At 65.8% G+C, this 15,464-nt stretch carries 11 protein-coding genes; 5 read left to right on the forward strand and 6 right to left on the reverse strand.

The features are described 5' to 3' along the window. The first annotated feature begins 73 nt into the window (after window positions 1-73). The 3 genes from B2W55_RS15950 (at window position 74) to B2W55_RS15960 (ending at window position 3,185) form a co-directional block, all read left to right on the forward strand. Window positions 74-523: a hypothetical protein gene (locus B2W55_RS15950; protein ID WP_024584768.1), complete on the forward strand. Its 450-nt coding sequence runs from the start codon at window positions 74-76 to the stop codon at window positions 521-523. 134 nt (window positions 524-657) lie between these two features. Then, entirely contained in the window at window positions 658-1,926 is a 1,269-nt protein-coding gene (locus tag B2W55_RS15955) for an MFS transporter (RefSeq protein ID WP_035637172.1), read from the forward strand. Continuing rightward, window positions 1,926-3,185 carry an arsenic transporter gene (locus B2W55_RS15960; protein ID WP_029880173.1) on the forward strand — a complete coding sequence of 420 codons (1,260 nt, stop codon included), beginning with the start codon at window positions 1,926-1,928 and terminating at the stop codon, window positions 3,183-3,185. The genes B2W55_RS15955 and B2W55_RS15960 overlap by 1 nt, the downstream gene beginning before the upstream one ends. A gap of 142 nt (window positions 3,186-3,327) precedes the next feature. Here the strand turns inward: B2W55_RS15960 and B2W55_RS15965 are convergent, their stop codons facing one another. Beyond that, window positions 3,328-4,239, reverse strand: a complete 912-nt coding sequence (locus B2W55_RS15965; RefSeq protein WP_024584771.1) for a LysR family transcriptional regulator — start codon at window positions 4,237-4,239, stop codon at window positions 3,328-3,330. Window positions 4,240-4,369: 130 nt separating this feature from the next. Here B2W55_RS15965 and B2W55_RS15970 point away from each other — a divergent pair, with 130 nt between their 5' ends. Beyond that, window positions 4,370-5,584 (forward strand): MFS transporter, encoded by a 1,215-nt coding sequence (locus B2W55_RS15970; RefSeq protein WP_024584772.1) that lies wholly within the window; start codon window positions 4,370-4,372, stop codon window positions 5,582-5,584. A 42-nt stretch (window positions 5,585-5,626) separates the two neighbouring features. Here B2W55_RS15970 and B2W55_RS15975 read toward each other — a convergent pair whose 3' ends face one another. The 5 genes from B2W55_RS15975 to B2W55_RS15995 all read right to left on the reverse strand — a co-directional run bounded on the left by B2W55_RS15975 (window position 5,627) and on the right by B2W55_RS15995 (window position 13,975). Beyond that, complete coding sequence (locus B2W55_RS15975; protein WP_024584773.1) at window positions 5,627-7,108, reverse strand: aldehyde dehydrogenase; 1,482 nt, start codon at window positions 7,106-7,108, stop codon at window positions 5,627-5,629. A 136-nt stretch (window positions 7,109-7,244) separates the two neighbouring features. Then, window positions 7,245-10,544 (reverse strand): efflux RND transporter permease subunit, encoded by a 3,300-nt coding sequence (locus tag B2W55_RS15980; protein WP_024584774.1) that lies wholly within the window; start codon window positions 10,542-10,544, stop codon window positions 7,245-7,247. Window positions 10,545-10,697: 153 nt separating this feature from the next. Next, window positions 10,698-11,426: an ankyrin repeat domain-containing protein gene (locus tag B2W55_RS15985; RefSeq protein WP_024584775.1), complete on the reverse strand. Its 729-nt coding sequence runs from the start codon at window positions 11,424-11,426 to the stop codon at window positions 10,698-10,700. A gap of 31 nt (window positions 11,427-11,457) precedes the next feature. Further along, window positions 11,458-13,254 (reverse strand): caspase family protein, encoded by a 1,797-nt coding sequence (locus tag B2W55_RS15990; RefSeq protein WP_051404381.1) that lies wholly within the window; start codon window positions 13,252-13,254, stop codon window positions 11,458-11,460. Window positions 13,255-13,366: 112 nt separating this feature from the next. Further along, window positions 13,367-13,975: a gamma-glutamylcyclotransferase gene (locus B2W55_RS15995; RefSeq protein WP_024584777.1), complete on the reverse strand. Its 609-nt coding sequence runs from the start codon at window positions 13,973-13,975 to the stop codon at window positions 13,367-13,369. A gap of 138 nt (window positions 13,976-14,113) precedes the next feature. Here B2W55_RS15995 and B2W55_RS16000 point away from each other — a divergent pair, with 138 nt between their 5' ends. Further along, complete coding sequence (locus tag B2W55_RS16000) at window positions 14,114-15,301, forward strand: DUF2125 domain-containing protein (protein ID WP_024584778.1); 1,188 nt, start codon at window positions 14,114-14,116, stop codon at window positions 15,299-15,301. Window positions 15,302-15,464: the final 163 nt, after the last annotated feature.

Below are 15,464 nucleotides of genomic sequence, written 5' to 3' on the forward strand. Positions count from 1 at the left end.
ATGCCCCGCCTCCGCCCCCGCCGCCAAGTGCGCCGTGAACGACTGAGCACAGCCTGCAATCAGGAGACTTGGAATGTCAGAGGAACGGATCAAATTGTTCGGCAAGATCGTGCATGTGTTCGCGCACCGGTTCGTGGTGCAGACCGCGAAGGGCGCGGTGCTCGCCGATCTCACGCCGCATGGAGCCGAAGCCGTCAGGCTCCGGATTGGAGCCGACGTGGAACTGGAAGGCGAACAAAAGCCTTCCGAGCTCAAGGTCACCCGCTTCGCCTGCGGTGGCGACAGCGTGACGATCGCGCACAAGAAGAAGCACGGCCACGACCATCATCCACCTGCCGATCCCGCGGCGGCCATCGAGGCCGCGCGCGCTGCCGGGTTCGAGCCGACGGGCACACCACGTCGCAAGCCCAAGCATTTCGAAATTCTGGGCCGGCGAAACGGTCAGGACTACGAACTGCATGTGGAATTGGGCGGGCGAATCCGGAAGACCCGTCTGGTCGACGTTGACCACGAAGCCCCCTGACGGCTTCGGCTTCGACCAACGCGGATCGATGCCGAACGGGAGGCCGAAGCCGGAACAGAGCTGGCTTCGGCCGCATTTGCAGTCCAGGCGGGGGCAGACAGATCGGCCTTTCGCACTTCTAAGGAAGATCGCCAGTGACCACAGGGAATTCAGGCCGAGACCAAGCGCTTCGCCCGCTGCTTGCGCTGAACTTCTTCATGGCGGACATGCAGGCCGGTATCGGCCCGTTTCTGGGCGTGTTTCTGCTTGCGCATGGCTGGCAGAGCGGCTGGATCGGGACGGTGATGACGACCGGTGGCATCGCCGGCATGGTGATGACGACACCGGCCGGAGCCCTGATCGATGCAACACGTCGCAAGAAGCTTTTCGTGATCGTTCCCGGTATCTGCACCGTCGTGGCGTCGGGGATCGTGCTGCTGTCGCAGGAATTCTGGCTCGTGGCGGCGTCCCAGGTCGCGACCGCGATCGCGGGGGCGGCGATCGGACCCGCGGTCGCCGGCATCACGCTTGGCATCGTACAGCAGGCTGGCTTCAACCGGCAGAACGGCCGCAATCAGGCCTTCAACCACGCCGGCAACATGGTCGGCGCAGGGCTCTCCGGCCTGGTCGGCTGGTTGTACGGCTTCACGGCGGTGTTCTGGCTTGCCGCGTTGTTCGGTGCGCTTTCGATCGTATCGGTGCTGATGATTCCGAGCAGTTCCATCGACGACGACGCGGCTCGTGGATTGTCGCACGAGGCCAATGATGACAAGCGCGCAAGCGGATTGCGGGTTCTGGTCGAGACAAGGCCATTGCTGATCCTTGCCGCGGCCCTGCTTTTCTTTCATCTTGGCAATGCGGCGATGTTGCCGCTCTACGGCCTCGCCGTCGTTGCCGGCAAGCAGGCCGATCCGGCGAGCTTCGTCGCGATGACCATCGTGGTCGCCCAAGGCACCATGATCCTGACCGCGCTCGTCGCGATGCGCATGGCGGAGAAGGAGGGCTACTGGCTGGTGCTGCTCGTGTCTTTCGTTGCCTTGCCAATCCGCGGCGTCATCGCGGCGTGGCTGCTCAACCGGTGGGGCGTCTATCCGGTCCAGATTCTCGATGGCGTCGGTGCCGGACTGCAAAGCGTGGCGGTGCCGGGCCTGGTGGCGCGGATTCTCGATGGCACCGGTCGCATCAATGCCGGTCAGGGTGCGGTCATGACGGTTCAGGGCATCGGAGCCTCGCTGAGCCCGGCGATTGGGGGATGGATTGCGCAGGAACTCGGCTACGGCGCGATGTTTCTCGTTCTCGGCGCCTTCGCGCTGGTGTCGGTGGTACTGTGGCTCGTCTTCGCCCCGCTGCTCAAGCCGGCTTGCGCAGCGAAGCCCGAGCGTACAGCTCCAGGAACAGGTCCCGCAGCCGCAGGTGTCGCCTGATGTTCGATAGCCACGCTGCGACCTGGGGCATTGCCGGCCTGGCAACCTTTGGCGTGATTGCGCGCCCATGGAATCTGCCGGAATACATCTGGGCCGTGACCGGCGCCGTGCTCCTGGTCGCGTTCGATCTTCTGCCGTGGCGTGACGCGGTGATGGCCGCGGGCAAGGGCGTCGACGTCTACTTCTTCCTGATCGGAATGATGCTGCTCGCGGAGGTCGCACGAAAGGAAGGCCTGTTCGACTGGCTCGCCGAGCAGGCCGTCAAGCATTCCCGCAAATCGGCATCGCGGCTATTTGCAATCGTCTATGCCGTCGGCACGCTGGTGACCATCTTCCTGTCGAATGACGCGACTGCGGTCGTGCTGACGCCGGCAGTCTATGCTGCGACGCGCGCCGCGAAAGTCGAGCCGCTGCCGTATCTGTTCGTCTGCGCCTTCATCGCCAACGCCGCCAGCTTCGTGCTGCCGATCTCGAACCCGGCGAATCTCGTATTGTTCGGCGAGCGGATGCCGACGCTGATGGAATGGCTGCGATACTTCTCGCTGCCGTCGGTGGCGGCGATCGCGGCGACCTTCGTCATGCTCCGCTTCACGCAACGCGAAGATCTGCGCGGCGGCGTGGAAAGCAGCGGCGCCGAGCCTGTCGTCCTGACGCGAAACGCGGCGATCGTGGCTTTCGGCATCGGCGTAACGGCGGTCGTTCTCCTCGCCGCATCGGCGTTCGGCGCCGATCTCGGTCTGCCGACATTTGCCTGCGGCGCTGTGGTAACCGCAACCGTGCTGATGCTTGGCCAAACATCGCTGGCGGCAGTGGTGCGCGATGTGTCGTGGTCGGTGTTGCCGCTCGTCGCCGGGCTGTTCATTCTGGTCGAAGGCCTCAACCACACCGGCGTGCTGCCGGCGCTTGCCGAAGTGTTGAAGCGGGCCACGGCAGCTTCGCCGCACGCAACGGCGTGGGGCGCCGGCATCATCACGGCATTTGCCTCGAACCTCATCAACAATTTGCCGATGGGGCTGATCGCCGCGACGACAACGCACACCGCGCAGTCGTCGCCTCATATCACCGGCGCCGTTCTCATCGGTGTCGATCTCGGACCCAATCTGTCGGTGACCGGCTCCCTCGCCACCATTCTATGGTTGATCGCGCTGCGCCGTGAGGGCGAACACGTCAGCGCCCTCCGCTTTTTGCGGCTGGGCATCTGTGTGATGACTCCAGCCCTGGTCCTGTCGTTGCTTGCCCTCTCGCTGGTCGCGCCGTGACGCCTGCCAGTTGGCGGACATGCTCGCAGTGGTTAAATCGAATCACCCCTGGTCTTCTATACCCGCCGACCGCGTCGTTGCCGCTCTCACCACCGATGCCGGAAGAGTTTTGCTGCAAGACCGCATCGAGCGGTTGATGGTGCTAGCCGCGCTTCTTCTGCCTTGCTTCATGATAGCGTAGCGCGTCGACGATCACCTTGAACGCGGCCGAGTTCTGCCGCGACGTGGGGTAGTAGATATAATAGCCGTCGAATTGCGGCGACCAGTCGTCGAGCACGACAATCAACTCGCCGGACCGGATGCGCTGCGCGACCATGTCTTCAGGAACATAGGCGATGCCGAAGCCCTTCACGGCGGCATCGATCATGGCGCCGGAATCATTGAAGGTCAGCTGGCCCTCGACGCGCACCCGAAGCTCTGCGCCATTCCTGGCGAACTCCCACACATAGTGACCGCCGGCCGCGAGACGCCGCTTGATGCAGGCGTGCCGTATCAGGTCTTGCGGATGCCGGGGTCTGGGATGCTGCTTCAGATAGGCGGGCGAAGCGACCGCGACCAGCCGCCAGTCGGGGCCGATGCGCACCGCGATCATGTCCTTTTCCACGCTCTCGCCGAGGCGGATTCCGGCATCGAAGCCGTCCTTGACGATGTTGCGGAACCCGATGTCGAGGCTGAACTCGACCTTGACGTCGGGATACTTCGCCAGGACGGGCGCCAGCCTGGGCCAGACCACCGTTTCCAGCGCATGCTCCGAGAGCGTGATCCGGATGCTGCCTGACGGCGTGTCGCGCAGGGACATCAGCGCCGCGATGTCGCGCTCGATCTCCTCGATCCGCGGTGCAAGCAATTGCTGAAGACGTTCGCCTGCCTCGGTCAGGCCGACGCTGCGCGTCGTGCGCGTCAGCAGTCGCAGGCCCATCTGCATTTCGAGGCGCTTGATCGTATGGCTGAGCGTCGACTGCACGACGCCCAATTTCGCCGCGGCTCTGGTGAAACTGCGCTCGCGGGCGACCGCCACGAAGGCCAATAGATCGTTGAAATCCTGGCTTGCCATGGGCCGCAGTATTCATGGCTGGCATCGATTAATGCAAGCAAATTATAGCGGCTAATCGAACGCTGTGCCGGGCTCTAAATGTTGCCGTGAACAGCGCCGGCTTGGGCGCTTCTCTGCACATGGATGCTCTATGGACGCCACGATCGATCAAAAGACAACGCAGCCAATGGCCGCATGGAGCGCGGTCTTTGCGCTCACTTTGTGCGCCTCGACCCTCGTCGCAACCGAGTGGATGCCGGTGAGCCTGCTCACGCCGATCGCCAGAGGCCTTGAGTTGACCGAGGGGCAGGCCGGGCAGGCCATCTCCGTGTCCGGTTTCTTGGCCATCCTGACCAGTCTCTTCATCTCGACGGCGACGCGCGGTGTCGATCGGCGCACTGTGCTGCTGTGGCTGACCGGTGTCATGCTGATCTCCGGTGTCGTTGTGGCGTTCGCGCCCACTTTCGCGGTCTTCATGGCGGGGCGCGCGCTCGTCGGCATGGTCGTCGGCGGTTTCTGGTCGATGTCCGCCGCAACGATGATCCGCATCGTGCCGGCCAAGGATCTGCCGCGCGCGCTGGCGGTGCTCAATGGCGGCAATGCCCTCGCGACCACGATTGCGGCGCCGCTTGGCAGCTTTCTCGGTCAGTATATCGGTTGGCGCGGCGCATTCTTCTGCGTCGTGCCGATCGCGGCGCTGACCCTGCTCTGGCAGTTCATCACGCTTCCCAGAATGCCGAGCCAAGAGCGGGCGAGCGCGGCGGCCGCGTTCAAGGTCCTGCGCCGGCCCGGCGTTCCCTACGGCATGCTCGCGGCGGCCCTGTTCTTCCTCGGCCAGTTCGCGCTGTTCACCTATCTGCGGCCGTTCCTCGAAACCGTGACACGCGTCGACGTCACGACCATTTCGGCGCTGTTGCTCGTGATGGGCGTCGCGGGTCTGATCGGCACGTCGCTGATCGGCCTCGTGATCCGCGAACGTCTCCACACGTCCCTCATGTTGATCCCGCTCGCGATGGCCTTGATCGCCATCGCACTGACGGCATTTGGTACCTCGCTCGGCGCGACGGTGACGCTGATGTTCCTGTGGGGCTTTATCGGCACGGCCGCCCCGGTCGGCTGGTGGACCTGGCTCAGCGAGGCGTTACCCGATGACGCGGAGGCGGGCGGCGGCCTGATGGTGGCGGTGATTCAGCTGGCGATCACCGCGGGTGCGGCGGGTGGTGGCGTTCTGTTCGATAGCAGCGGCTATCAGGCCACGTTTCTGTTCAGCGCCCTGATCCTCATGCTCTCGTCGTTCGTCATGCTGGCCGGAACGCTTCGGCGCAGAGCCGCCGCGCGGTGCGCGACGGCAAGTCCAGTCATGTGACGCGGTGCCTTGGCGAGTTTGCAGCCAGGCCACCGCGGGCCATTACCGCATCACGAACGGATTAGCCGGCACGTCGGTCGCGGTCGAGATCCACACGCTCTTGGTCTCCTGATATTCGCGAACCGCGTCGATGCCGCTCTCGCGGCCGACGCCGGAGAACTTCATGCCGCCGAACGGCATCATGTAGCTGATGGCACGGTAGGTGTTGACCCACACGGTGCCGGCGCGGAGCTGCTTCGGTACGCGGATGGCGCGCGCGAGGTCCTTGGTCCAGATGCCGGCGGCGAGGCCGTAGATGGTGTCGTTGGCGATCCGGATCGCGTCCTCCTCGGTGTCGAACGAGATGATCGACAGCACCGGTCCGAACACCTCCTCGCGCGCGATCCGCATCGAATTGTCGACATCGGTGAAGATGGTCGGCTCGACGAATTGCCCGCCCTTGATGCCGTCGCCGGAGGCAGGCTTCCCGCCGAGCAGGCAGCGGGCGCCCTCGGCTTTCGCGATGTCGATGTAGTCGAGCACCTTCTTGTATTGCGCGGGAGTCGTGATCGGCCCGACATTGGTGTCGGCCTGCATCGGGTCGCCGATCTTGGCGGATTTCGCCAGCTCCAGCACGCGCGCGACGAATTTCTCCTTGATCGAGCTCTGCACCAGCAGGCGCGACCCGGCGATGCAGGTCTGCCCGGTGGCGGCGAAGATGCCGGAGATCGCGCCGGCGGCGGCCGCGGTGAGGTCGGCATCCTCGAACACGATGTTCGGCGATTTGCCGCCGAGCTCGAGCGAGACGCGCTTCAGACTCTTGGCCGCGGTCTCGTAGACCTTGGCGCCGGTGGTATCCGATCCGGTGAAGGTGATCTTGGCGACGCCGGGATGGGAGATCAGCGCGGAGCCGGCTTCGGGGCCGAAGCCGGTCACCACGTTGAAGATGCCGTCGGGAATCCCGGCCTCCTTGGTGAGCGCGGCGAATTCCAGCGTGCTGGCGGACGTAAATTCAGACGGCTTCACGACCACGGCGCAGCCTGCGGCGAGGGCTGCGGCGCATTTCCAAGCCACGAACAACAGCGGCGAATTCCAGGCGGTCAGCGCCGCGACGACGCCGACCGGCTCATGCGTGGTGTAGGCAAAGGTCTCGGCCTTGTCGATCGGCACCAGTCCGCCCTCGAGCTTGTCGACGAGGCCGCCGAAATACCACCACCATTCCGGATGGTAGCGCAACTGGCCCAGCATCTCGGCCATCAGCTTGCCGTTGTCGCGCACCTCGATCTCGGCGAGGCGCTCGGCATTGGCGGCAACGAGGTCGCCGAGCTTGCGCATCGCCTTGCCGCGCGCTGACGCCGTCATCTTGGCCCATGGTCCGTTCCACATCGCCTCGTTGGCGGCCTTCACGGCCTTGTCGGCATCGGCGGCAGTGCCGCGGGGAATCCTCGCCCAGGCCTCGCCGCGATAGGGATCGATCGATTCGAACCACTCGCCATTGGCGGGATCGACATACTGGCCGTTGATGTAGAGCTGATAGGTCTTCATGACATCCTCCCGGGGTTTGCCAAACGCTATCATGCCTTGCGCGACGCCGTCATAACGAAGCCGCGTGCAGGGGGCATACAAGGGTTGAGCCAGGATTGCCGAGGGCGCCGGCCGACGCGCTGTCGGCCGCGGCTGGTCAGGAGGCGCTTGACGCCGCGGCTCGCCTCGCGCGCCGCGCGGCGCGGCGGCGCTGGCTCCAGAGCCGCGCGCGGTCGAGATAGAGATAGACCACCGGCGTGGTGTAGAGCGTCAGGATCTGGCTCAGGATCAATCCGCCGAAAATCGCGATGCCGAGCGGCTGACGCAACTCACTGCCTTCGCCGAGGCCGATCATCAGCGGCACCGCGCCGAACAGCGCGGCGAGTGTCGTCATCATGATCGGACGGAAGCGCATCAGGCAGGCCTCGTAGATCGCATCGCGCGACGACAGCTGGCGCTGGCGCTCGGCGTCGAGCGCGAAGTCGATCATCATGATGGCGTTCTTTTTCACGATGCCGACCAGCAGGATCACGCCGATGGCGCCGATCAGGTCGAATTCGGTGTGCGACAGCATCAGCGCCGCTACCGCGCCGACGCCGGCCGAGGGCAGGGTGGAGAGGATGGTCAGCGGGTGGATGTAGCTCTCATAGAGCATGCCGAGCGAGATGTAGATCGTCGCCAGCGCAGCCAGGATCAGGAACAGCTCGTTGGCGAGAGCCTGCTGGAAGATTTTTGCGGAGCCGGCAAACCCGCCGCTGATGCCCGCCGGCATGTTGATCGCGTGCATCGCATTCTCGATCGTGGTGGTTGCCGTGCTCAGCGAGACGCCCGGCGGCAGATTGAACGAGATGGTGCTGGCGACCAGGAGATCCTGGTGGTTGACGGAAAGCGGCGTCTCGCCGTGCTCGAAGCGGGCAACCGTCGACAGCGGGATCATGGTCGCCGCGCTGGTCGAGACCGCGCTGCCTGTCGAGGCGACGCCCCTGCCGGTGGCGCCGATCGAGTTGGTCGCCTGGTTGCGCACCACATTGGCGGCGACCGAGCTGACCGAGCTCTTCTGCGCCGACGAGGAGACCGTTCCGGCCACCGCGTTGCTCGACTGCGTGCCGGTCGCCGAAACGCCCGAGCTCGAGATGTAGACGTCCTTCAGGGTCTGCGGATCTTGCGAGAAGCGCGGCGCGACCTCCATGATGACGTGATATTGGTTGCGGGCGACGAAGATGGTCGAGACCTGGCGCTGCCCGAACGCGTCATACAGCGTGTTGTCGAGTTGAGCTATGTTGAGGCCGAGCCGGTAGGCGGCATCGCGGTCGATGACCACGTTGGCCTGCAGCGCCTTGTTCTGCTGGTCGCTGTTGACGTCGGCGAGCGTCGGCTCCTTTTGCAGCGCCGCGACCAGCTTCGGCGTCCATTCGTTGAGCTCCTGGGAGGTCGAGCCCTTCAGCGTGTACTGATAGGCCGCGTTGCCGGAGCGGCCGCCGGCGCCGAGATCGCCGACCGATTGCAGGAACAGGGTGGCGCCGGCCACCTTGGCGAGCGGCTCGCGCAGCCGCTCGATCACCTTGTCGGCGCGTAGCCTGCGCTCGTTCATCGGCTTCAGCGAGGCGAACACCGTGCCGGTGTTGGTGCCGCCGGGGCCGACCCCTCCGCCGCCGGTGAAGCCGACCGCGGTATCGACCGCCGGATCCGACTTCACGATGTCGATGAACTGGGTCAGCTTCCGCTGCATCAGCTGGAACGAGGTGCTCTGGTCGGCCTGGATCGAGCCGACCAGCAGCCCGGTGTCCTGCTGCGGCACGAAGCCCTTCGGCACCACCGCGTAGAGATGGAAGTTCAGATACAGCGTTGAGGCGAGGATCAGCATCACCAGCAGCGGATGGCGCAGCGCGACGCCGAGCGTCGCGCGGTAGCCGCTCAGCATCAGCTCGAAGGCGCGCTCGCTGATCCGGTAGATCAGGCCGTGCGGCTGGCCGGCCTCCTCCTTGCGCAGCACCACCGCGCACATCATCGGCGTCGTGGTCAGCGAGACCACCAGCGAGATCACGATCGCAATCGTGATGGTCATGGCGAATTCACGGAACAGGCGGCCGACCAGGCTGCCCATGAACAGGATCGGCACGAATACCGCGACCAGCGATACGCTCATCGACAGCACGGTGAAGCCGACCTCGCGGGTGCCGAGCAGCGTCGCCTCCAGCCGCGACATTCCGGCATCCATGTGGCGGGTGATGTTTTCCAGCACCACGATGGCGTCGTCGACCACGAACCCGGTCGCCACCGTCAGCGCCATCAGCGAGAAGATGTCGAGGCTGTAGCCGAGCAGGTACATCACCGCGAAGGTCGCGATCAGCGACACCCCGACCGCCACCACCGGCACCACCGTGGCGCGGGCATTGCGCAGGAATGCAAACACCACCAGGATCACCAGCGCGACCGCGATCAAAAGCGTGATCTCGACGTCGTGCAGCGAGGCGCGAATCGTCTTCGAGCGGTCCATTGCCAGATTGATGTCGATCGCCGGCGATACCGAGGCCTTGAGCTGCGGCATCAGCCCCATCACCTTGTCGACCATCTTGATGATGTTGGCGCCGGGCTGCCGGTACACGATCATCACGATCGCTGGTTTGCCGTCGGCAAGGCCGAGGGTGCGGACATTTTCCACGGAATCGATGACGTCGCCGACATCGGTCAGCCGCACCGGCCCGCCATTGCGGTAGGCGACCACCAGCGACTTGTAGTCGGCCGCCTTGCGCGCCTGGTCGTTGGCGTAGATCTGGTAGCGTTGGCCGCCGACGTCGATGCCGCCCTTCGGGCTGTGCGCGTTGGCGCTCGACAGCGCGGCGCGGACGTCTTCGAGCCCGATGCCGTATTTGTTGAGCGCCGGCGGGATCAGCTCGACCCGCACCGCGGGCAGCGAACCGCCGCCGACCGAGACCTGGCCGACGCCTTCGACCTGCGACAGCTTCTGCGCCAGCACGGTCGAGGCGGCGTCATAGAGCTCGGCCGGGGTCAGCGTATCCGAGGTCAAGGTGTAGATCAGGATCGGCGCCGAGGCCGGGTTGAATTTGCGGTAGGTCGGATTGGCGCGCAAATTGGTTGGCAGGTCGGCGCGCGCCGCGTTGATCGCGGCCTGCACGTCGCGCGCGGCGCCATTGATGTCGCGGTCGATGTCGAATTGCAGCACGATGACGGCCGAGCCGAGCGACGACTGCGACGTCATCTCGGTCACGCTGGCGATCTGGCCGAGATGCCGCTCCAGCGGGCTCGCCACCGTGGCGGCGACGTCGGCCGGGCTGGCGCCGGGCAAAGTTGCCTGTACCATGATGGTCGGGATGTCGATGTCGGGCAGCGGCGATACCGGCAGCTTGAAGAACGCAATGATGCCCGCCACCACCAGTCCAATCGACAGCAGCGTGGTGCCGACCGGCCGGCGGACAAAGGGGGCGGAGAGGTTCATGACATCAGCGACGGCATTTGCGGATCAGCTTCTATCCGTCCGCGTCGCGATGCAAAAGCCCAAATGTCACGGCGCGCTGCCACACCTCCGCCGCGATTTGCAGGGTCGCGACAAAGGCCGGATCAGATTTGCGGCGCAATCCCTCCGGGTCGCTCAGCCCGCGGTATTCTTGCTTGCGCGCATGGCGCCGCGTTCGAGCAGCCAGGCCACGACCTCGCGACACTCCGCCTGTTCGGCGATGTCGAGCGGGGTTTGTCCCGACCAGGGCGCGGGCCAGTTGAGATCGGCGCCGTGCGCGAGCAGAACCTCCGCCGCGGCGAGTTGCCCGCCATGGCAGGCGTTCCAGAATGGTCCTGAAAGCTGATCGGCCGGCAGCGCCGCAGCCGCGAGCCGGCGGGTGATCTCCGGCAGCATGCCGAGCGCCGCCTCGTGCCACAGCTGTGTCCGCGCGCCGCGATCGACCAGCCGCCGTGCCGCCGCCCATTGGCCGTAGCCGACCGCCGACGACAGCGGCGAGGCACCATCGATCGACGATCCCTCATGCTCGAGATCGGCGCCGGCATCGAGCAGCGCGTCGATCAGCGCCACATCGTCGCTGCTGGCGGCCCAGTGCAGCGGCGTTTCGCGATGCCACATCGCGACCGCCGGTGCATCGAGAGCGGCGCCGGCAGCAGTGAGGATCTGCACGACCGCGGCCGCGTTGGGATTGTGGCCCGGCCAGTCGGCCAACAGATGCAGCGGCGTCCGTCCGCCGCCCTTCGCATCCTCGACCACGCAGCGCGCCAGCTCGGGATGCGCGGCGAGCAGCGCGCGCAAGCGCTCAGCCTCACCGCCCTTGATCGCCGCGGTCAGCTCCGCGGCGAGCGGGTCGTCGCTGCGCAATCTGGATATCCCGGTGGTCATTGCATCCAGCCTATTTCGCCGCGTTCTGGCTCGCGCCGACGAAGTAGAAATCTTCGCTTCCCGGCACCGAGCCATAGCTGAAGGGCTGCTGCCGGCGATCGGTCGCGGCCATGACGTCGTCGCGCACGAGGTCGAACAGCTTGCGGATCTCGATCCGCGGCGTCTGCATGCGCTTGATCAGGGCGGTCACGAACGGGCTGTGAGCACCGTCGCCGTCGAGCGCGACCTGGCCGTGCTTGGCGGCGTAGACCACCAGCGTGCCGCTGTCGGGCTCGACCTGAGCCAGGCCCCGTCCGATGGACCGCGACGCGACGGTGCGCTTGATCTGGTTGGCGAACGGATTGTCGCGGCAGGCGTCGAGAATGACGAGATGCAGCTTGCGCGCCCCTTCGGTGGCGCCCATCACCTGGGTCAGCGCGACCGCCTCGAACGGTACGTCGCGGTCGGTGGCGAGCTTGGCGTCGACCGGCACCAGATAGTTCTCGCCCGCCATCTCCATGCCGTGGCCGGCATAGTAGATCACGGCCCAGTCGGCGCCGTCGGCGGCGCTGGCGAATGATTTGAGGGCCTCGACCAGGCTGTCGCGCGTGGCGTCGGTGACGAGACGGACGTCCTGGAAGCCCACGGCGCGCAGTGTATCTGCGATCGCTGCCGCATCCTGGCCGGGGTTCGGCAGCACCGGCACCGAGCGGTATTTCGAGTTACCCACGACCAGGGCGACGCGCCGCTCCGTCGTCGCCGGCTTCTGGCCCGCGCCGACCGGCGCAACCGGCACTGCGGCCGTGAGCGCAGGAACCGGCTTGGCCGCGGCGTGATCCGCGATCACGCTCTTGTCGGTGGCGGCCACCTTGTCGAGCCGTTGCAGGCCGTCCCTGGCGACACGCTGGCCCTGCGTGCGGTCGAGCTGATCGAGACCGAGGACGTCGAGTGCGTGCCGGAAGTCGACGCGCGCACCGTCGACATCGCCCTTCTTCTCGTCGGCGAGCCCCCGCCGTGCGTAGTTCAGCGCGCCCTGCGCATCGAGCTGCGTGGCGTGGTCGTAGTCGCGGATGGCCTGATCGAGCTCGCCCTTGCTGGCCAGCGTCAGGCCGCGCAGCGAGTAGAACGCAGCCTGGTCGCCCTGAATGGTGATCGCGCGCTCGATGTCGCGCGAGGCATTGTCGATGTCGCCGGCGCCGACCTCGATGACGGCCCGGCAAAAATAGGGGCCGCCTGCGCGCGGCGCGACCTTGATCGCATTCTGGCAATGCAGCGCCGCGAGCCGGTCCTTGCCGCGGAAATCGTACACCAGCGCCCGATTGACATAGGCGTACCACGAGTTGGGATCGAGCTCGATTGATTTGCCGTAATCGGCCAGCGCGCGATCATAGTCGCCGGTTGCGACGGACACCTCCGCGCGATTGTTGAACCAGCCGGCGCTGAACGGACCGGCGGGCTTCAGCCGAATCGCTTGATCGAAGTCGCTCAGCGCGCGGTCGTAGTCCTGGGTTTGCAGGAAGACCTTGGCGCGCTGGCCATAGGACGGCGCAAACGCCGGATTGATCGCGATCGACTGATCGTAATCCGACTTGGCCTTTTCCAGATCGCCCTTGTTATGCCAGGCGAGCGCACGGTTGTAATAGGTGATGGCGAGGTCACGTCCCCTGGGATTGACCGCGATCAGCCGCGTGCAGGCAGGGATCGCGAGCTCCGGGGGCGAATCCTTGGCGTCGCAGGCCGCGCCATCCTCTCTCAGACCGGCATAGGATGGCGTGTTGAGCAGCAACAGCAGGCCGATCGCGGCGAGCTTGGGCAATGAGAGGCGCATTCCGGTCGTTCCATTCCAGCGACCGGAAATTGAGACCACAATGTTGTTCGCGCCGTGGCGAAACTTCAACAACCCGGTTCCTCAACCCACGGGATCAGCGCCAACAGCGCGCTCAGGCTGGATCGAGCCCGTCCGCCGCGTGCGCATCCCGATGCTGCGTGCCGGCGGCGTGCAGCATCGCCGCGAGCTGATGCAGTTGCGCGTCGCGAAATCCCTGCTTCTCGATCGAGGCCACGGTCGAGAGCACATAGTCGCGGTTGTTGCCCGAGCGGCCGTGGCCCTGCTGCACGAAGCGCAGCTGTTCCGTCAGCGACAGCCGGCCGGCATATTGCACATGGCCGCGATCGACCACATAGGCCAGTGCCGAGACACGCTGCCGCGCCTCGTTCTCCAGCCACACCGAGCGCATCACCTCGCGATAGACATGGGTGGTCTGCTCGCGCGCCCGCAAATAAGCGATGGTGTCGTGGCGCAGGCGGGCGGCGACGCGGAACGCAACGCCGCGGCAGGCGCCGCCGCGGTCGAGCCCGAGCACCAGCCCCGGCTTCTCCGGCGTGCCGCGATGGTCGAAGGAATAGACGCAGAGCGCGCGATGCTCGCCGATCAGCCGGGCCGGCACCTGCTCGAGGAATTCGAAGCCCGGTTTCCACATCAGCGAGCCGTAGCCGAACACCCAGAGGTCGTTATCGGTGGATTCGGGATCGGGGAGATTTGCTGACATCGCGCTGATGGGCTAGCAGAACACGCCGTCGAAGCGAAGCAAATTCCGTGATGTTTCCGATGGTTGCTCAAGGCTTACGGTTGCTCAAGTTTTGCCGCCGCTTCGATTTTGACAAATTCGCGCTTCAAAGGACGCCGCATGTCCGATTTGACCTCCGCTCCCCGCCGCCGCTCGCGCTTCGGCCTCTATGCCGTCCCTGTCGCGGTCCTGATTGCCGCAGTGCTGTGGAGCGGTTTCTGGTTCTTCGCCGCCTCGCAGGTAGGCGTCCAGGCCGATGCCTGGCGCGCACAGGAGGCGAAGGCCGGCCGGGTCTATGATTGCGCCAATCGCTCGGTGGCGGGTTACCCGTTCCGGCTCGAGATCCGCTGCGAGCAGCCCAGCGTGATGCTGGTGTCGCAGACGGCCTCGCCGCAGATGTCGTTCGTGGCGCGGCTCGCCGAGATCCTGGTCGTGGCGCAGATCTATGATCCCAAGCTCGTGATCGCGGAGTTCAAGGGCCCGGCCACGATCGCCGAGCGCAACGCGCAGCCGACGTTGTCGGTGAATTGGCGCCTCGGCCGCAGCAGCGTGGTCGGCCTGCCGGCGGTGCCGCAGCGCGCCTCGCTGGTGTTCGACGATCTCGCCATCGACCGCACCGGCGGTCCCGCGCCGACGCCGCTGATGCGCGTCAATCACATCGAGCTGCATGGCCGGCAGGTCGAGGGCTCGGCGCCGGACAATCCCGCGATCGAGACCGTGTTGCAGATCAATGGCGGCACCTTGCAGGAGGTGCATCCGCTGCTCACCCAGCCGTTCAACGCCGACATCCATGCGCGGCTCAACGGGTTGAAGGATTTCTCGCCGAAGCCGTGGCCGGATCGCTTCCGCGAGATTCAGGCCGCCGGCGGCAGCGTCGAGATCCAGCAATCGCGGATCGAGCAGGGTGACGTGCTGTCGGTCGCGGCCGGCACGCTCCGCCTCAACGCGCAAGGCCGCATCGAGGGCGAGTTGCAGATGACGGTCGCCGGCCTCGAGCGCGTGATCCCCGCGCTCGGCATCGACAAGATGCTGGACGACGGCGTGCCGCAGTCGACCCTCGATCGTGTCGCGCCGGGCGTGAAGAGCCAGGACATCAGCAATCTTTTCGGCGCGCTGGACCGCGCGATTCCAGGCCTCGGCAAGGTGATCAAGCAGAACGCCAATGCCGGCATCTCCGCCGGCATCAATTCGCTCGGCACCGAGGCGACGCTCGAGGGCAAGAAGGCGCGCAGCTTTCCGCTGCGCTTCGCCGACGGCGCGGTGTTCCTGGGTCCGCTGAAAGTCGCGCAGATTCCGCCGCTGTTCTGAGCGGTGCATGCCGGCTCTGTAGGGCGGATTAGCGTTGGCGTAATCCGCCGCTTTGCATGGTCGTTCAAGACGGTGCATGACGCCTTCGGCTAATCTCCCCTACGCGCCAAGCCACTCTGCACACTCCCGCGCGCGATATCGTCCGTTGCCGCAAACTATTCCC

This window comes from Bradyrhizobium sp. UBA2491 (assembly GCF_002341725.1).
Taxonomy (GTDB): domain Bacteria; phylum Pseudomonadota; class Alphaproteobacteria; order Rhizobiales; family Xanthobacteraceae; genus Bradyrhizobium.